General features: G+C 69.8%; 27 protein-coding genes. 4 read left to right on the top strand and 23 right to left on the bottom strand.

The window, feature by feature from the left end; genetic code table 11:
- Nucleotides 1-54: 54 nt before the first annotated feature.
- The 23 genes from rpsK to rplC form a co-directional block, all read right to left on the bottom strand.
- A complete protein-coding gene (rpsK, locus tag CJZ86_RS11110) occupies nucleotides 55-447 on the bottom strand; it encodes a 30S ribosomal protein S11 (protein WP_094586009.1) in 393 nt (130 codons plus the stop codon).
- Nucleotides 448-618: 171 nt separating this feature from the next.
- Nucleotides 619-984, bottom strand: coding sequence for a 30S ribosomal protein S13 (rpsM, locus tag CJZ86_RS11115; protein WP_094586010.1), 366 nt, complete (start codon nucleotides 982-984; stop codon nucleotides 619-621).
- Nucleotides 985-1,050: 66 nt separating this feature from the next.
- Nucleotides 1,051-1,164 (bottom strand): 50S ribosomal protein L36, encoded by a 114-nt coding sequence (gene rpmJ, locus CJZ86_RS11120; protein ID WP_006173336.1) that lies wholly within the window; start codon nucleotides 1,162-1,164, stop codon nucleotides 1,051-1,053.
- Nucleotides 1,165-1,207: 43 nt separating this feature from the next.
- On the bottom strand, nucleotides 1,208-1,759 hold the full coding sequence (locus CJZ86_RS11125; protein ID WP_094586011.1) for an adenylate kinase: 552 nt from the start codon (nucleotides 1,757-1,759) through the stop codon (nucleotides 1,208-1,210).
- 24 nt (nucleotides 1,760-1,783) lie between these two features.
- Nucleotides 1,784-3,103 (bottom strand): preprotein translocase subunit SecY, encoded by a 1,320-nt coding sequence (gene secY / locus CJZ86_RS11130; RefSeq protein ID WP_094586012.1) that lies wholly within the window; start codon nucleotides 3,101-3,103, stop codon nucleotides 1,784-1,786.
- A 107-nt stretch (nucleotides 3,104-3,210) separates the two neighbouring features.
- Nucleotides 3,211-3,666: a 50S ribosomal protein L15 gene (rplO, locus tag CJZ86_RS11135; RefSeq protein WP_094586013.1), complete on the bottom strand. Its 456-nt coding sequence runs from the start codon at nucleotides 3,664-3,666 to the stop codon at nucleotides 3,211-3,213.
- A gap of 8 nt (nucleotides 3,667-3,674) precedes the next feature.
- Nucleotides 3,675-4,340, bottom strand: coding sequence for a 30S ribosomal protein S5 (gene rpsE, locus CJZ86_RS11140; protein WP_015109416.1), 666 nt, complete (start codon nucleotides 4,338-4,340; stop codon nucleotides 3,675-3,677).
- A gap of 14 nt (nucleotides 4,341-4,354) precedes the next feature.
- Nucleotides 4,355-4,720 carry a 50S ribosomal protein L18 gene (gene rplR / locus CJZ86_RS11145; RefSeq protein WP_094586014.1) on the bottom strand — a complete coding sequence of 122 codons (366 nt, stop codon included), beginning with the start codon at nucleotides 4,718-4,720 and terminating at the stop codon, nucleotides 4,355-4,357.
- A gap of 32 nt (nucleotides 4,721-4,752) precedes the next feature.
- Nucleotides 4,753-5,292 carry a 50S ribosomal protein L6 gene (rplF, locus tag CJZ86_RS11150; protein WP_094586015.1) on the bottom strand — a complete coding sequence of 180 codons (540 nt, stop codon included), beginning with the start codon at nucleotides 5,290-5,292 and terminating at the stop codon, nucleotides 4,753-4,755.
- 16 nt (nucleotides 5,293-5,308) lie between these two features.
- Nucleotides 5,309-5,710, bottom strand: a complete 402-nt coding sequence (rpsH, locus tag CJZ86_RS11155; RefSeq protein ID WP_015109413.1) for a 30S ribosomal protein S8 — start codon at nucleotides 5,708-5,710, stop codon at nucleotides 5,309-5,311.
- 20 nt (nucleotides 5,711-5,730) lie between these two features.
- Nucleotides 5,731-6,270, bottom strand: a complete 540-nt coding sequence (gene rplE / locus CJZ86_RS11160; protein ID WP_094586016.1) for a 50S ribosomal protein L5 — start codon at nucleotides 6,268-6,270, stop codon at nucleotides 5,731-5,733.
- Between the two features lie 122 nt (nucleotides 6,271-6,392).
- Entirely contained in the window at nucleotides 6,393-6,749 is a 357-nt protein-coding gene (rplX, locus tag CJZ86_RS11165) for a 50S ribosomal protein L24 (RefSeq protein ID WP_094586017.1), read from the bottom strand.
- Between the two features lies 1 nt (nucleotide 6,750).
- A complete protein-coding gene (gene rplN, locus CJZ86_RS11170; protein WP_015109410.1) occupies nucleotides 6,751-7,116 on the bottom strand; it encodes a 50S ribosomal protein L14 in 366 nt (121 codons plus the stop codon).
- A 10-nt stretch (nucleotides 7,117-7,126) separates the two neighbouring features.
- Nucleotides 7,127-7,378 (bottom strand): 30S ribosomal protein S17, encoded by a 252-nt coding sequence (rpsQ, locus tag CJZ86_RS11175; protein ID WP_094586018.1) that lies wholly within the window; start codon nucleotides 7,376-7,378, stop codon nucleotides 7,127-7,129.
- 17 nt (nucleotides 7,379-7,395) lie between these two features.
- Nucleotides 7,396-7,608: a 50S ribosomal protein L29 gene (rpmC, locus tag CJZ86_RS11180; RefSeq protein ID WP_094586019.1), complete on the bottom strand. Its 213-nt coding sequence runs from the start codon at nucleotides 7,606-7,608 to the stop codon at nucleotides 7,396-7,398.
- Nucleotides 7,609-7,610: 2 nt separating this feature from the next.
- The gene (rplP, locus tag CJZ86_RS11185; RefSeq protein WP_094586020.1) at nucleotides 7,611-8,069 is read right to left on the bottom strand and encodes a 50S ribosomal protein L16; all 459 of its coding nucleotides are present in this window, start codon (nucleotides 8,067-8,069) and stop codon (nucleotides 7,611-7,613) included.
- Nucleotides 8,070-8,085: 16 nt separating this feature from the next.
- The gene (rpsC, locus tag CJZ86_RS11190) at nucleotides 8,086-8,814 is read right to left on the bottom strand and encodes a 30S ribosomal protein S3 (protein ID WP_094586021.1); all 729 of its coding nucleotides are present in this window, start codon (nucleotides 8,812-8,814) and stop codon (nucleotides 8,086-8,088) included.
- A gap of 19 nt (nucleotides 8,815-8,833) precedes the next feature.
- Nucleotides 8,834-9,193 (bottom strand): 50S ribosomal protein L22, encoded by a 360-nt coding sequence (gene rplV / locus CJZ86_RS11195; RefSeq protein ID WP_015109405.1) that lies wholly within the window; start codon nucleotides 9,191-9,193, stop codon nucleotides 8,834-8,836.
- A 4-nt stretch (nucleotides 9,194-9,197) separates the two neighbouring features.
- Nucleotides 9,198-9,473, bottom strand: a complete 276-nt coding sequence (gene rpsS, locus CJZ86_RS11200) for a 30S ribosomal protein S19 (protein ID WP_015109404.1) — start codon at nucleotides 9,471-9,473, stop codon at nucleotides 9,198-9,200.
- A 35-nt stretch (nucleotides 9,474-9,508) separates the two neighbouring features.
- Entirely contained in the window at nucleotides 9,509-10,372 is an 864-nt protein-coding gene (rplB, locus tag CJZ86_RS11205; protein WP_094586022.1) for a 50S ribosomal protein L2, read from the bottom strand.
- Nucleotides 10,373-10,387: 15 nt separating this feature from the next.
- Complete coding sequence (locus CJZ86_RS11210) at nucleotides 10,388-10,690, bottom strand: 50S ribosomal protein L23 (protein WP_094586023.1); 303 nt, start codon at nucleotides 10,688-10,690, stop codon at nucleotides 10,388-10,390.
- Nucleotides 10,683-11,318, bottom strand: a complete 636-nt coding sequence (gene rplD / locus CJZ86_RS11215; protein ID WP_094586024.1) for a 50S ribosomal protein L4 — start codon at nucleotides 11,316-11,318, stop codon at nucleotides 10,683-10,685. Before rplD ends, CJZ86_RS11210 begins: the two co-directional genes overlap by 8 nt.
- Nucleotides 11,319-11,329: 11 nt before the next feature.
- A complete protein-coding gene (gene rplC, locus CJZ86_RS11220) occupies nucleotides 11,330-11,977 on the bottom strand; it encodes a 50S ribosomal protein L3 (RefSeq protein ID WP_094586025.1) in 648 nt (215 codons plus the stop codon).
- Nucleotides 11,978-12,389: 412 nt separating this feature from the next.
- On the opposite strand from rplC, the gene CJZ86_RS11225 reads away from it, so the two are divergent.
- The 4 genes from CJZ86_RS11225 to CJZ86_RS11240 form a co-directional block, all read left to right on the top strand.
- Nucleotides 12,390-12,851, top strand: coding sequence for an NAD(P)H-quinone oxidoreductase subunit N (locus tag CJZ86_RS11225; protein WP_094586026.1), 462 nt, complete (start codon nucleotides 12,390-12,392; stop codon nucleotides 12,849-12,851).
- 47 nt (nucleotides 12,852-12,898) lie between these two features.
- Nucleotides 12,899-14,155 carry a cation:proton antiporter gene (locus CJZ86_RS11230; RefSeq protein ID WP_094586027.1) on the top strand — a complete coding sequence of 419 codons (1,257 nt, stop codon included), beginning with the start codon at nucleotides 12,899-12,901 and terminating at the stop codon, nucleotides 14,153-14,155.
- A 75-nt stretch (nucleotides 14,156-14,230) separates the two neighbouring features.
- Nucleotides 14,231-15,283, top strand: a complete 1,053-nt coding sequence (locus CJZ86_RS11235) for a Light dependent period protein LdpA domain-containing protein (RefSeq protein WP_094586030.1) — start codon at nucleotides 14,231-14,233, stop codon at nucleotides 15,281-15,283.
- 29 nt (nucleotides 15,284-15,312) lie between these two features.
- On the top strand, nucleotides 15,313-16,542 hold a 1,230-nt coding region (locus CJZ86_RS11240; RefSeq protein WP_094586031.1), incomplete at its 3' end, for an AAA ATPase domain-containing protein.

A 16,542-nucleotide genomic window follows, 5' to 3' on the forward strand; every position in this document is an offset into this window, starting at 1 on the left:
GCCGCGACGGCGGCCCGGGGAAGGCGGGAAGGAGGCCGGAGGATCTCCGGGGGCTCAGACCCGGCGGCGCTTGGCCCGGCGGCAGCCGTTGTGGGGCAGGGGGGTGACGTCGCGGATCAGGGTGATCTCGAGACCGGCCACCTGCAGGGCGCGGATGGCGGTTTCACGGCCGGAGCCGGGGCCGCGCACCAGCACTTCGATCTGACGCATGCCCTGCTCGAGGGCGCGACGGGCGGCGGCTTCGGCGGCGGTCTGGGCGGCGAAGGGGGTGCCCTTGCGGGCTCCCTTGAAGCCGCTGGCGCCGGCCGACGACCAGCTCACCACCTCACCGGCGGTGTCGGTGATGGAGACGATCGTGTTGTTGAAGGTGCTCTGGATGTGCGCGACGCCGTTGGGCACGTTGCGCTTGGCCTTCTTGGGGCCGGTCTTCTTGGCTGGTTTGGCCATGGCGGTGACCCCGCGGCTGCGGGGAGGTGATCGGAGGACTGGGGGGGAGCCCCGGTGACGACCTCAACAAAGGGAGGGCGGCGGGACTGGGGCCCGGTGGCTGCCGCGAGGGGCCACGGGCCGGGAGATGGTGCAGGCAGGAAAGGGAGGGCGGGCCCGGAGGCCCGGACCTCACTTCTTCTTGCCGGCGACGGTCTTGCGGGCGCCGCGACGGGTACGGGCGTTGGTGCGGGTGCGCTGGCCGCGCACGGGCAGGCCCATGCGGTGGCGGCGACCCCGCAGGCAACCGATGTCCTGCAGGCGCTTGAGGGCCATGCCCTCTTCGCGGCGCAGGTCGCCCTCGAGGACGAAGGAGTCGGCGGCGCCGCGCAGCTTCTGCACGTCGCCGTCGCTGAGGTCCTTCACCCGGATGTCGGGGCTGACCCCCGACTTGGCGAGAATCTTGCGGGCCCTGGTGAGCCCGATCCCGTACACGTAAGTGAGTGAGATCTCAACCCTCTTGTCACGAGGGATATCGACACCGGCGATCCGAGCCACGTCAGGAAACGATCAGAGGGCAAAGGGGGTGGCGGCCGAAGGCGGCCGCCGTGGAAGCGTGGGGGGTCAACCCTGACGCTGCTTGTGCTTCGGGTTGGTGCAGATCACCATGACCCGGCCGTGGCGACGGATCACCCGGCATTTGTCGCACATCTTCTTGACTGAGGCACGCACCTTCATGGGCGTTGTGCTCTCCGAATTTGCAAACAGCTACCTTATCACATCAGTCCGTCAAGCTGGCTACGATCCTCTCCGCGATCGCCTCCACGGTGCCGGAGGCCTCCACGCTGCAGAGCAAGCCCAGCTGGCGGTAGTGGTCGATCAGGGGGGCGGTCTGCTCCTGGTACACCACCAGGCGGTTGCGGATCACCGCTTCGTTGTCGTCGGCCCGGCCGCGGGACAGCAGGCGCTGGATCAGCACGCCGTCCTCCAGCTCCAGCAGCAGCACCCGTTCGATGCGCTGGTCGAGCTCCGCCAGCAGGTCGTCGAGGGCCTCGGCCTGGGCGAGGTTGCGGGGGAAGCCGTCGAGGAGCCAGCCGCCCGTGTGGCCCTCGAGGCGGCTGCGCACGATCGCCAGCACCAGGGCGTCGCTGACCAGCTCGCCCCGGGCCATCACCGCCTCGGCCTCCTGGCCCAGGGCGGTGCCGGCCTTGACCTCCGCCCGCAGCAGATCACCGGTGGAGAGATGCAGCAGCTGGTGACGTTCAGCCAGGAGCTCGGCCTGGGTGCCCTTGCCGGCGCCGGGGGGACCGAGGAAGAGGAGTCGCTGTTTCATGGGAAGGGAAACGGGAGAAGGGGCCTACTGGCGGACCAGTCCTTCGTAGCGCTGGGAGATCACGTAGGTCTGGACCTGCTTGGCGGTGTCGATGGCCACGCCCACCAGGATCAGCAGGGAGGTGGCCCCGAGCCCCTGGAAGGTGCGCACCTGGGTCGCGCCTTCCACGGCTGAGGGGATGATCGCGATGGCGCCCAGGAACAGGCCACCCAGCAGGGTCAGGCGGTTGGACACGCCCGAGAGGTAGTCGGCCGTGGCCGAGCCCGGCCGCACCCCGGGGATGGCGACGCCGGAGCGCTTCAGGTTGGTGGCGATGTCCACCGGGTTGACGGTGAGGGACGCGTAGAAGAAGGCGAAGCCGCAGATCAGGGCGAAGTACACCACCGCATAGACCCAGGGGGTGCTGCTGGTGGGGTTGAGGTAGCCCGCCACCCGGATCAGCCAGGGGCTCTTGGTGAGGTTGGCGATGGTGAGGGGCAGGAACACCACCGCCGAGGCGAAGATGATCGGCATCACGCCGCCGGCATTGAGCTTCAGGGGCAGGTAGCTCTGGCGGGAGGCCAGGGTGCTGGCCCCGCCCACCTGACGCTTGGCGCTCACGATCGGGATACGGCGGCTGCCCTCCTGAAGGAAGATGATCCCCACGATCGTCACCAGGAAGACGAGCACGAGCACGACGATGCCGCCCACCGTGGCCCGGTCGCCGCTCTGGGCCAGCTGGATGGTGGAGCCGAGGGCCTTGGGCAGGGTGGCGACGATGTTGATGAAGATCACCAGGGAAGCCCCCTGGCCGATGCCCCGCTCGGTGATCACCTCGCTGACCCACATCACCACCATCGATCCGGTCACCAGGGCCAGGCTCGTCTGGACGACGAACAGCCATTCCGGCAGGCCCGGCAGGGCGTACTGCCGCAGGATCAGGGCGAAGACGATGCTCTGGAGGATGCCCCAGCCCAGGGCCACGTAGCGGGTGATCTGGGCCAGCTTGCGGCGCCCGGCTTCCCCCTCGTTCTTCTGCAGCTCCTCGAGCTGGGGCAGGGCCGCCGTCATCAGCTGGATGATGATCGAGGCGTTGATGAAGGGCAGGATGCCGAGGGCGAACACGCCCAGGGTAGACAGGCCGCCGCCGGTGAAGATGTCGAGGAAGCCGATCAGCTGGCCCCCCTGGCGGATGAAGTCCTGGAAGGCGACCCGGTCGATGCCGGGCACCGGGATGTAGATGCCGAGTCGCACCAGCAGCAGCAGGCCCAGGGTGGTGAGCACCCGATCCCGCAGGCCCTTCGACTGGACCAGCTGGACGAGGATTTCAGCGGCGCTCGGATTGCGCCCCCGGCTGAGGAGCATGGTGATGTCGGGAGTGGAGGGAACGGGGCGCTACGACCGGAGCCGCCTGCCGCAGCACAAGGCTACGGGCAGGCGGCTCGCGGCTGGGGGCAGGGCAGGGCCCGGCCTCAGTCGATGATCTCGCAGGTGCCGCCGGCGGCTTCGATCTTGGCCCGGGCCGAGGCGGTGAAGGCGGCGGCGTGGACGGTGAGTTTCACCTTCAGTTCGCCGTTGCCGAGCACCTTCAGCGGATAGCGGGGGCTGGTGACCAGACCCGCCTGCTCGAGGGACTCGAGGCTGACCGTGCTGCCGGCCTTCAGCTCACCCAGCCGCGACACGTTGATGACGGTGTAGTGGGTGGGGTTGATGACCGGGAAGTGCTTGAGCTTCGGGATCCGGCGGTAGAGGGGCATCTGGCCACCCTCGAAGCCGGGGCGGGTGGGCCGGCCGGAGCGGGACTTCTGGCCGCGCATGCCGAAGCCGCAGCTGGCGCCCTGGCCGGCGGCGATGCCGCGACCCTTGCGCAGCTTGCGCCGGCGCGAGCCCGTCTGGGGCTGGAGACTGTTGAGAGAGAAGGACGTCATGGCGGGCCTCAGGAGTAGATCTGCTCGAGGGAGATGCCCCGCTCCTTGGCGGTCTCCTTGTGGGTGCGCAGGCCTTCGAGGGCCTGCATGGCGGCGCGGGCGTTGTTGAGCGGGGTCTTGGAGCCCAGCCGCTTCGCCAGCACGTTCTTGATGCCGGCCAGCTCGAGCACGGTGCGGATCGAACCGCCCGCGATCACCCCGGTACCGGGGGCGGCCGGCCGGATCAGCACGCTGGCGGCGCCGTCGCGGCCGTTGCTGAGGGTTGGGATCGAGCTGGTGCGGGTGAGGGGCACCTTGACCAGATGCTTCTTGCCGTCGGCCACGCCCTTGCGGACCGCACCGATGACATCGCCGGCCTTGCCGACGCCCACGCCCACCTGGCCGCGTTCGTTGCCGACAACGACGATGGCCCGGAAGCTCATCTTCTTGCCGCCCTTGACGGTCTTGGAGACGCGGCGGATCTGCACCACCCGCTCCTGCCATTCGGAGTCACGTTCCTGGCCGCGGCGGTTGTCGCGGCCACGGCCGCCGCCACCGCGGCGGTCACCCTTGGCATCGCCGCGGCCACCGCCGCCGCCGCCCCGGCGCTGCTCCTGCTGGCCTTCGGCAGCGGCGGGGACGTCGGAGGCCGCAGGCACGGCGCCGGTCTGGATCTGGTCGTTGGTTTCGGTCATGGTGAGAGCAGGGATCAGAACTGAAGGCCCGCTTCCCGGGCGGCGTCAGCAAGGGCCTTGACCCTGCCGTGGTACAGGTTGCCGCCGCGATCGAAGACCACCTGCTGGATGCCCTTGGCGAGGGCGCGCTGGGCGACGAGCTGGCCCACCGCGATGGAGGCATCGCAGTTGGCGCCCACCGTGACGCTGGTGCGCAGGTCCTTGTCGAGGGTGGACGCGGCACAGAGGGTGCTCTGGGCGTCGTCGTCGATGACCTGGGCGTAGATGTGGTTGTTGGAGCGGAACACGGCCAACCTGGGACGGTCGGCGGTGCCGGAGAGCAGACGACGCAGGCGGCGGTGACGCTTCTGGGTCTGCTGTTTGCGGGAGAGGGTAGACATGGGGGATCAGACGGATGACGCTCGAGCAGACCTCATTTCTTGCCGGTCTTGCCGGCCTTGCGCAGAATCCGCTCACCTTCGTACTTGATGCCCTTGCCCTTGTAGGGCTCGGGCGGACGGATGCCGCGGATCTTGGCCGCCTCGTTGCCCACCAGCTCCTTGTCGGGGCCGGAGACGAAGACCGAGGTGTTGTTCTCGACCGAGAAGGTGACCCCTTCGGGGGGAACCATCTCCACCGGGTGGCTGTAGCCGGCGCTGACCACGAGCTTGCGCCCCTGGACCTGGGCGCGGTAGCCCACGCCGACGATCTCGAGCTTGCGGGTGAACCCCTGGCTGACCCCTTCCACCATGTTGGCGACGAGGGTGCGGCTGAGGCCGTGACGCTCCCGGGAGCGGCGGTGGCTGCTGGTGGGACTGACCACCACCGTGCCGCCTTCCTGGCTGACGCTGACGCCCTCCGGGAGAACGCGGCTGAGTTCCCCCTTGGGGCCCTTCACGGTGACCGCCAGGCCATCGAGGCTGACGGTGACCTTGTCGGGGATGGGGATCGGGGCTTTACCGATACGAGACATGGAACAACTCCTGGGATCAGTAGACGTAGCAGAGCACTTCGCCGCCGACGCCCTGCTTGCGGGCATCACGGTCGCTCATCACACCCCGGGAGGTGGAGATGATCGCCACGCCGAGGCCGCCCAGCACCTTGGGCAGCTGGCGGGTGTTCTTGTAGATGCGCAGGCCGGGCTTGCTCACCCGCTGCACGGAGCGGATGGTGGGCTGACGGTGCTTGCCGCTGTACTTGAGCTCGAGCACCAGCTGGCGCTGCACACCTTCACCTTCCTCGGCGATGGCGCCGATGAAGCCTTCCTGGTGCAGCACGTTGGCGATGCTGCGGGAGAGCCGGGAGGCGGGAATCCTGGTGCGCTCGTGGCGCTTCTCACTCGCATTGCGAAGGCGAGTGAGCATGTCTGAGATCGGGTCGTGGTTGGCCATGGTCGTGTCCGGGAGGGGGCTCAGGTATTGCGGAACGGCATTCCCATTTCGCGGAGGAGGGCCCGGCCCTCTTCGTCGTTACGGGCGTTGGTCACGATCGTGACGTCCATCCCCCGGATGGCATCGATCTTGTCGAAGGAGATCTCGGGGAAGATGATCTGCTCCCGGATCCCCAGGGTGTAGTTGCCCCGGCCGTCGAAGCTCTTCGGGCTCACACCGCGGAAGTCGCGGATGCGAGGCAGCGCCAGGTGGATGAGACGCTCGAGGAAGGCATACATCCGCTCGCCCCGCAGGGTGACGGCCACGCCGATCGGCATGCCCTGGCGGATCTTGAAGGCGGCGATGGCCTTCTTGGCGCGGGTCACCACCACCTTCTGACCGGTGATGGTCGCCAGTTCGGTGATCGAGGCCTCGAGGGCCTTGGCGTTCTGGGCGGCTTCACCGAGGCCCCGGTTGACGGTGACCTTGACCACCTTGGGAACCTCGTGGACGTTGGAGAGGTTGAGATCCTTCAGCAGCTTGGGCTGGATCGTCTCCCGGTAGCGCTGTTTGAGTGACATGACGGGGGGATGGGGGGGCGCTTCTGGACGTGGTCAGAAGGCGGACGGGGGAGGGAGGCAGGGACGCGGAGCGTGGGGGGCGTCGCGGAAAGGTGTGTGGGCGGCGACGCGTTCGGGGGCGGTCAGTCGAGCACCTCCCCGGTCTTCTTGAGGCGGCGCTTCTTGCTGCCGTCCTCCTGGACGACGATCTCCACCCGGCTGGCCACCTTGTTGGCGGTGGAGTACAGCATCACGTTGGAGGCGTGCAGGGACGCCTCTTCGGTGACGATGCGGCCGTTCTCGCCCTCCTGGGTGGGCTTGACGTGGCGGGTGCGCAGGTTGATGCCCTGCACCACGACACGGTTCTCGTTCGGCAGGGTGCGCAGCACCTCGCCGGTCTTGCCCCGGTCCTTGCCGGCGATCACCTGGACGGTGTCGCCCTTGCGGATGCGCATCTTGACGCGCTGGACGGGCCGGGCCTTGGGGGTTGCGGTGGCCATCTCAGATCACCTCCGGGGCGAGGGACACGATCTTGGTGAAGTTGCGCTCGCGCAGCTCACGGGCGACCGGGCCGAAGACGCGGGTGCCCTTGGGGTTGTTGTCGTTGCCGAGGATCACCGCGGCGTTGTCGTCGAAGCGGATGGCGTTGCCGGTGTCCCGGCGCAGCGTGGCCCGGGTGCGCACCACCACGGCCTTGACCACATCCGACTTCTTGACGCCCATGTTGGGCATGGCGTCCTTGACGGCGGCCACGATCACATCGCCCACGTGGGCGTAGCGACGGTTGGTGCCGAGCACCCGGATGCACTGGATGCGCTTGGCGCCGCTGTTGTCAGCGACGTTGAGGAAGGTTTCCTGCTGAATCATGGGGAGTTCCTCAGCCGGCGCTGGTGGGGGAGAGAACCTCAGCGACGGCCCATCGTTTGGTGCGGCTGAGGGGGCGGGTCTCGGTGATCCGGACCCGGTCACCCACGCGGCAGCTGTTGGCTTCGTCGTGGGCTTTGTAGCGGGTGGTGCGGCGGACGGTCTTCTGATAGATGGGATGGGGGAAGCGGTTTTCCACCGCCACCACCACCGTTTTGTCCATCTTGTCGCTGACGACGGTGCCGACCCTTTCCTTGAGTGCCATGGGGATCGAGGGGGGAATCAGGAGGCGACGGTGGAGCGTTGACGCTCCTCCTGCACCGTCAGCAGGTGGGCCAGCTTGATGCGGGACTCCTTGAAGCGGTGCGGGTGCTCCAGACGGCGGGTGGCCTGCTGGAAGCGGAGGTCGAACAGTTCGCGACGGACGCCATCGATCTGTTCGGCGATCTGGGCGTCGCTGAGCGAACGCACATCGGTGATGGTGGGACGGGCCATGGTCAGGATTCCACTGCGAGGGCGGGTTCGGGGGCGGCTGCCACCTGATCGGCCAGGGCGAGGAACTTCGTCTTGAGCGGCAGTTTGAACTGGGCCAGACGCATGGCTTCCTTGGCGATTTCGGGCGTGATCTCGGGGCCACCCATCTCGAAGAGAATGCGGCCCGGCTTGATCACGGCCACCCAGAATTCCGGGTTGCCCTTACCGGAACCCATGCGGGTTTCGGCAGGCCGCATGGTGACGGGTTTGTCGGGGAAGATCCGGATCCAGATCTTGCCCCCCCGCTTGACGTAGCGGGTCATGGCACGGCGGCTGGCCTCAATCTGACGGGAGGTGATCCACCCGCACTCCTGGGCCTGCAGGGCGAAATCGCCGAAGGCGATGGTGTTGCCGCGCGTGGCGATGCCGCGCATGCGGCCTCGCTGCTGTTTTCGGAACTTGACGCGTTTTGGACTCAGCATGGTTCAGGCCTCCTGATCACTCCTCGTTGGAGCGGTCTTCGAACTGTTGCGGCCGGCGGTTGGCGCGGCGTTTCGGTGCTCCACCCACGGGCAGCTGGTCTTGCTGACCGGGAAGCACCTCCCCTTTGAACACCCAGACCTTGATGCCCAGGACCCCATAGGTGGTGGTGGCCACCTTGGTGGCGTAGTCGATGTCGGCGCGGAGCGTGTGCAGGGGCACGCGACCCTCGCGGGTCCACTCCGTCCGGGCGATCTCGGCGCCGTTGAGGCGTCCGCTCACCTGGAGCTTGAGACCCAGCACCCCGGCCCGCTGGGCGCGCTGCACCGCCATGCGCATGACGCGCCGGAAGGCCACCCGCTTCTCCAGCTGCTGGGCGATGTACTCGGCCAGCAGGAAGGCGTCGGCGTCGACCCGCTCCACCTCGACCACGTTGATGCGCACCTGACGGTGGGCGTCGCCGAGGGTCTTCTGGATGCCGGTGCGCAGCTCTTCGATGCCGCTGCCCTGGCGGCCCACGAGAACGCCCGGACGGGCGGTCTTGAGTTCCACTTCGAGCTGGTCGGCCTTACGGGCGATCAGCACGTCGCTGATGCCGGCGGCGGCGTACTTCTTGTTGATGAACGACCGGATCCGGTCGTCCTCCTGAAGGAGGACGGGGTAGGTCTTGCTTGGGGCGTACCAGCGGGAGCGGTGTTCCTGGGTGATCCCCAGGCGCAGGCCGGTTGGATGGATCTTGTGTCCCATCGGGCGGTGTCCTCGGGGGTCAGGCGGTGGGCGCTGCCACAGCAATGCTGATGTGGCAGGTTTGCTTTTTGATGGCGTAGGCGCGGCCCTGGGCCCGGGGCCGGAACCGCTTCAGGGAGGGTCCCATGTCGGCGCTGGCCTGGCTGATGACCAGGGTGGCCGGATCGAGGCCGAGGTTGTGCTCGGCATTGGCGACCGCGGAGCGGAGCACCTTGGTGATCGGGCCCGTGGAGCGGTAAGGCATGAACTCGAGCATGATCAGGGCGTCGCGGTAGGTGCGACCCCGGATCTGATCGAGAACCCGGCGCACCTTGGACACGGAACCGCGGATGAAGCGGCCGTGAGCCAGGGCCTGGGTGTCGGGTGTGGTGGTTGCCATCGGATCAGCGGCCTCCCTTCTTGTCTTTGATGTGACCGCGGAACGTGCGGGTGGGGGCGAATTCGCCCAGCTTGTGGCCCACCATCTGCTCCGTCACGTAGACGGGCACGTGGGCCTTGCCGTTGTGAACGGCAATGGTGTGGCCGATCATCATCGGCAGGATGGTGGAGGCCCGTGACCAGGTCTTGATCACGGTCTTGTCGTCGGCAGCGTTCTGCTTCTCCACCTTGCGAAGCAGGTGGTCGGCGACGAACGGGCCTTTCTTGAGTGAGCGTCCCATGGCGGATCAGGCGAACAGCAGAGCGGTGTGGGTCATCAGGAGTCGCGTCCGCCACGGCTCCGTTTGGAGGTGCGGCGTCGTTTCCGCAGCACGAACCGGTTGCTCGGCTTGTTGCGCTTGCGGGTCTTGAGGCCCAGGGCGGGTTTGCCCCAGGGCGTGACCGGACCGGAACGGCCGATCGGTGCCCGGCCCTCACCACCACCGTGGGGGTGGTCGCAGGGGTTCATCACGCTGCCGCGCACTTCCGGACGGCGGCCCAGCCAGCGCTTGCGGCCGGCCTTGCCGAGGCTGGTGTTGCGCTGCTCGGCGTTGCCCACCTCACCGAGGGTGGCGTAGCACTCGCGGCGCACCAGCCGCACCTCGGTGGAGGGCAGCTTGAGGGCGACGTAGTCCCCTTCCTTGGCCACCACCTGGGCGCTGGCCCCGGCGGTGCGGACCATCTGACCGCCGCGACCGGCGTAGAGCTCCACGTTGTGGACGCTCGAGCCCAGGGGGATGGCCGAGAGGGGCAGGGCGTTGCCGTTCTCGATCGGGGCGTCCGGGCCGGAGATGACGCTCTGGCCCACCGCCACGTTGGCGGGGGCAAGGATGTAGCGCTTCTCGCCGTCGGTGTAATAAAGCAGCGCCAGACGGGCGTTGCGGTGTGGGTCGTAGTGGATCGCGGCCACCTTGGCGCTCACACCGTGCTTGTCGCGACGGAAGTCGACGATGCGGTAGAGGCGCTTGTGGCCACCGCCGCGGTGGCGGCAGGTGATCACGCCGCGGTTGTTGCGGCCCTTGTGGCGGTGCTTGGACACCACCAGGCCCCGTTCCCGGTTCTTGCCCGTGATGTCACTGAAATCAGTGACGACCAGCGTGCGGGTGCCGGGGGTGTTGGGCCTGTAGTTGCGGATTGCCATGACGTTTCAGACCCCTCAGGACTCAGGGAACAACTGGATGGCGTTGCCTTCGGCAAGGCGCACCACCGCTTTCTTCACCTGGGCACGTTTGCCGGCGAAGCGCCCCACCCGACGGGAGCGGCGGGGGGGATTCATGGTGCTGACGCCGACGACCTTGACGTCGAACAGATGCTCGACGGCCGCCTTGATGTCGGGCTTGGCGGCCCGATGGTCCACCTCGAAGGTGTACTGGTTGATCTCGATGGCCCGGGTGGCCTTCTCGGTGATCAGCGGGCGACGGATCACGTCCGCCAACCGGCCTGCAAAACGCTCAGACATCGCCGTAGACCTCCTGAATCTTCGCCAGTGCCTCTTCGCTGAGCACCAGCTTGTTGGCATGGAGCAGATCGAACACGTTGAGCTGATCGGCGGCGATCAGCTTCACCTTCTCGAGATTGCGCACCGAGCGGGTCACCGCCTCGGGAGCGCCATCGAGGATCAGCAGCACCTTGGCGCCGGCCTCGATGCCGAAGCGGGACAGGGCGGCGGTGATCTCCTTCGTTTTGGGGGTGTCGAGCCCGGCGCCGAAGCCCTTCACCACGATGATGTCCGCGACGCGGCTCATCAGGGCGGTGCGCAGGGCCAGGCGACGCTCCTTGCGGTTCATCGCCACGGCATAGCTGCGGGGCTTGGGTCCGAAGATCACGCCACCGCCGGGCCGCAGGGGGGTGCGGATCGAGCCCTGGCGGGCCCGGCCGGTGCCTTTCTGCTTGTAGGGCTTGCGACCGCCACCGGCCACTTCGGCGCGGGTGAGGGTGCTGGCGGTGCCCTGACGGGTATGGGCCAGCTGGCGCACGACGGCGCGGTGGAGCAGGCCGTTGGCGGATGTTTCCTTGGCGACCTTGAGGTCGAGGGGAGCTTTGCCGCTCTCCTTGCCTTGCCAGTCGCGAATCACACAGTCAGTCATGGGTGTTCTCCTCAGTTCGCTGCGGGGACGCCCACCCGCCGGGCCGGGCGGATGTCGAGCAGGGCGCCGGGCTTGCCGGGTACCGAGCCCTTGACGACGAGCAGATTGCGTTCCGCATCCACCTTGAGGATGGTGAGGCCGCGGGTGGTGATCTGCTTGCCGCCATAGCGACCGGCCATCCGCTTGCCGGGGTAGACCCGGCCTGGGGTGGTGCCGGCGCCGATGGAGCCTGGCTCTCGGTGGTTCTTGGAGCCGTGGCTCATGGGACCGCGGCTGAAGCCGTGGCGCTTCTGGAGGCCCGAGAAACCACGACCGATCGTGTCGCCGCTGACGTCGACCTTCTGGCCGGGGGCGAAGTCACCGACGGTGACGGCGGCCCCGAGCTCGAGGCCGTCGATGGCCTCCAGCCGGTACTCCTTGAGGTGCCGCAGGGGCGCCTCGCCGGATTTGGCCAGGTGGCCCTTGGCCGGCTTGTTGACGAGCTTGTCGCGCGTCTCGCCGAAGCCGAGCTGCACCGCGGTGTAGCCGTCGGTGGCTTCGCTCTTGAGTTGGGTGATGCGGCAGGGACCCGCTTCGATCAGGGTGACCGGAATGGATTTGCCTTCTTCGTCGAAGAACTGGGACATACCCAGCTTCTTCCCGAGAATGCCGATGGACATGGGAGGGAGAACAACACCAGCTGGACTGCCGAGGCGTGCCGCCATGGATCTGGGCCGAGGCCCGACATCCGTGGAGGACCCGCTGGACGGCGGGGGGGCTGAATTCGTGGAATCGCAGATTGACCCGAGGGTCAGGAGCTAGCGAGGCGAATCAGCGGGCTGGGACTTGCCGGAAGCGGTGAGGCCTCGGGCAGTATCCCGACGGTCCGGACAGCGACGAGCGCTGCAGGAGTCGTACGGGCCGGGAAGGGTTCGTCACCACTGACGGACCCCGTACCGTTCTCTGGAGGCCCGGCTAGCGGACGGGCACAGATCTTCGGCACAAGAGACAACAGTACCCCATGGTGTGCACCACCACCCCTGGGACCCTCATCGGCTGCCAGACTCAGCCCCGATTCGCCTGCCGCTCCCGATGCCCCTGCTGATGACCGGCCGTGGTTTCCGCACCGAGCTGGAGCGCTGCGGTGCCCTCGCCCTGTTCGTTCCGCTGGAGGGCGGCGCCGAGACCCGGCTGCTGCGGCGGCTGCGGGCGGCCGGCTACCGGGCCCACCTCACCTCCGCCCGCGGGCTGGGGGATCCGGAGGCCTACCTGCTCCAGATGCACGGCATCCGGCCGCCCCACCTGGGCCACCACAGCGTCGGCCAGGCGGCCGCCGTGGGCGAGGTGCAGCGGGTGATGCCCCAGCTCGGCCCTGCGCTGGCCGGCGAGGGCCCGGTGCTTCTCTGGCTGCTGGAGGGCCAGGTGCTGAGCAGCTCCGAGCTGGCCGCCCTCTGCGAGCTCTGCCGCCGCGAACCGCGCCTGAAGCTGGTGGTGGAGATGGGCGGCGCCCGGGCCCTGCGCTGGCAGCCGCTCGAACAGCTCGTGCCGGCCTGAGCTGAATTCACCCCATAGCCTGGGTCCGTTCCGCGGACTCCCAGGCCTTGAGTGAGCGGCTCGGATTGATCTGGGGTTCGGCCTTCTTCGCCGGCTCCCTGGCCCAGGCCACGGCCTGGCTCACCGGCCAGCCGGCGGTGGTGCTGCTGCTGGCGGTCGGCCTGATCACGGGCCACGCCGGGTTCGACCTGGTCCATCCCGAGAACCTGGGGGCCGGCCTGGAGCCCCTGGTCGGCCTGCTGGTGAGTCTGGTGCTCTTCGACGGGGGGCTCAACCTGCGCCTGGCCGGCCGCGATCTGCAGCGGTCGGTGCTGCAGCTGGTGCTGGTGCGCCTGGTGCTGGGGCTGCCCCTGGCGGCCCTGCTGGCCCATGTCCTGGCGGGGCTGCCCTGGCCCCTGGCGTTGGTCTACGGCGCGATCGCCCTGGCCACCGGTCCCACGGTGGTCACCCCGATGGTGCGCCAGCTGCGCCTGGCTCCGAAGCTGGGCCAGCTGCTGGAGGCGGAGGGCCTGATCCTCGAACCGGTCAGTGCGGTGCTGGGCCTGGTGCTGCTCCAGGTGATCCTGGGGGACCTGGGCAGCTGGCAGGAGGTGGCCTCCCGACTGCTGCTGCGCCTGGGGGGCGGAGTGGTGCTCGGCGGCCTGGCCGGGCTGCTGCTCTCGGAGGCCCTGCGGCGCCTGGGGGCCGTCGCTGCCTCCCGGGACTCCGAGGGGGCGCCCGCCGCCGGTGGCAACGGACTGGAACTGCAGCTCACCCTTGGGGTGCTGTTTCTGATGTTCAGCGGCTGTGAGGCGCTGCTGCCGGAGTCGGGCCTGCCGGCGGCGGTGAGCGCCGGGGTGGTGGTGGGGCTGCGCCTTGATGGGGCCGCCACCCAGCTCGACGCCCTGATCCGCCAGCTGGCCATGCTCGCCATCACCGTGCTGTTTCCCCTGCTGGCGGCCGATGTCTCCTGGGCCGAGCTGAGTCCCCTCGGCCTCGGCGGTCTGGGCTGTGTGCTGGGCCTGATGCTGATGCGCTGGCCCCTGATCCAGCTGACGGGGCTCGGCCTGCCCAGCCTCGACTGGAAGGAGAAGGCCCTGCTCAGCTGGATCGCGCCGCGGGGCATCGTCACCGCGGCGGTGGTGAGCCTGTTCGCCCTCGAGCTCGACCGGGCCGAGGTCCCCGGCGGCGCCACCCTCAAGGGGCTGGTGTTCCTGACCATCCTGCTGACCGTGGGCCTGCAGGGGTTCTCCGCCCCCTGGCTGGTGCAGCGCCTCGGGCTGGCCCAGCCGGAGATCGCGCCGGAGCTGCCCGGCACCGGCTGAGGGCCCTGCCGGTGGCAGGATCGTTTCCCCCCACGCGCGCCATCCATGGGTGCCTTGCTCCGGGGCCCCGCGCCGATGCTCCGGCAGCACCCCGAGCAGGCCCTGGCCGCCGGCGGCTGGGTGAAGCTGATCGGCGGGGCCAGCAACCAGGATCTGGCCGCCATCGAGGACCTGGCCGGCATCCATGCGCTGGCCGGGGTGCACTGCATCGATGTGGCCGCCGATCCGGCGGTGGTGGCCGCGGCCCGGCGGGGCATGGCCTGGGCCGAGGCCCGCGGCGCGGCCCGTCCCTGGCTGATGGTCAGCCTCAGTGACGGCCTCGACCCCCACTTCCGCAAGGCCTGGTTCGATCCGGACCGCTGCCCGCCCGCCTGCCCCCGGCCCTGCGAGCGGGTCTGCCCCGCCCTGGCCATCGGCGGGACCGGGGTGGTGGAGGAGCGCTGCTACGGCTGCGGCCGCTGCCTGCCCGCCTGCCCCCTGGGGCTGATCGAGGAGCGCAGCCAGGTGCTGGAGGCCGCCGGCGTGGGGGCCCTGCTGGCGCAGTTGGCCCCGGACGCGGTGGAGCTGCACACCCGGCCGGGGCGGCTGGAGGCCTTCGGCGATCGGGTGGCCCAGCTGGCCGCCAGCGGGGTGCCGCTGCGCCGGGTGGCGGTGAGCGCGGCCCTGGAGGGAGGGGCCACGGTGGAGGAGCTGGCGGCGGAGCTCTGGCAGCGGTTCCGCCTGCTGCGTGGGGCCGGCTTCCGGCCGCTCTGGCAGCTGGATGGCCGGCCGATGAGCGGTGATGTGGGGGCCGGCACGGCCCATGCGGCGGTGGCCCTGCTGGAGCGGCTGGGGCCGCTGGCGCCGCCGGGTCCGCTGCAGCTGGCCGGCGGCACCAATGCCCACACCCTGGCGGTGCTGGCCCGCTCCCCGGCGGCCCGGCCCCGGGCGGCCGGGGTCGCGTTTGGGGGGGTGGCCCGCCGCCAGCTCCAGCCCCTGCTGCAGGAGGCCCTGGCTGAGGGGCGACGGCTGCTGGACCTGCCCCTGCTCTGGCCCCGGGCCCTGGCCATCGCCGAAGCGCTGGTGGCCCCCTGGCTGGCCCGTGGTGTCAGCGGCCCCCGGGGTCTGGCGGGCCCCGGGCCCGGCTAGAACGAACGGACAGCTCCCCCCGCCGCCCTCTGGAGCCTTCGCCCCCCCCCTCCCTCTCCCCCCAGCGGGTCACCGACGACCTGGATCGTCTGCTGGCCGTGCTGCCGCCTGTGGTGCAGCGGGCCCTGGCGGGGCCGGAGCAGCGGGAGGGCCTGCTGGAGGTGGTGCTCGACCTGGGGCGGGTGCCGGAGGCCCGCTACCCCGGCCGGGTTCTGGCCCTGGGCAACGACGCGATCGCGCGTTCCGATCTGGCGGCGGTGCTGCAGCGCCTCGGTCCCTTCGGCGGTGACAACCGGGCCGGCATCGAGCGCACCCTGCACCGCATCAGCGCCATCCGCAATCGCACCGGCGACGTGGTGGGGCTCACCTGCCGGGTGGGCCGGGCCGTGTTCGGCACCGTGGCGATGGTGCGCGACCTGCTGGACACGGGCCAGTCGCTGCTGCTGATGGGCCGCCCCGGGGTGGGCAAGACCACGGCCCTGCGGGAGATCGCCCGGGTGCTCGCCGACGACCTGCAGCGCCGGGTGGTGGTGATCGACACCAGCAACGAGATCGCCGGCGACGGCGACATCCCCCACCCCGCCATCGGCCGGGCCCGGCGGATGCAGGTGGCGCGCCCGGAGCTGCAGCACCAGGTGATGATCGAGGCGGTGGAGAACCACATGCCCGAGGTCATCGTCATCGATGAGATCGGCACCGAACTGGAGGCCCAGGCGGCCCGCACCATCGCCGAGCGGGGCGTGATGCTGGTGGCCACGGCCCACGGCAACGAACTGGCCAACCTGATCCGCAACCCCACCCTCAGCGACCTGGTCGGCGGGATCCAGTCGGTGACCCTGGGGGACGAGGAGGCCCGCCGCCGGCGCACCCAGAAGACCGTGCTGGAACGGGCGGCCGAGCCCACCTTCCCCCTGGCGGTGGAGATGCACAGCCGGCACCGCTGGCTGGTGCACCGCGACGTGGCCGGCACCGTGGATCTGCTGCTGCGCGGCCAGCCCACCCATCCCCAGGTGCGGGAGCTGGGCGGCGACGGCCGCCTGGTGCTGCGCGACGACGGCCCCGCCCGCCCGGCCGCACCGCCCGCCTGGGCCCCCGCCGCCGTGCCCCCCCGGCGCCCCTGCCCCGCCCCCCTGGCGGTGGTGCCCCTGCCCGATCCGGCGGCCCCCCGGCCGGCCGCTGCCACCGCCGCCCCGGCGCTGCCCGCCCTGCGGGTCTACGGGGTGGGGCTGGCGGCCCAGCAGCTGGAGGAGGCCGTGCGC

It is taken from the genome of Synechococcus sp. BO 8801 (genome assembly GCF_002252675.1).
Lineage (GTDB): Bacteria > Cyanobacteriota > Cyanobacteriia > PCC-6307 > Cyanobiaceae > Cyanobium.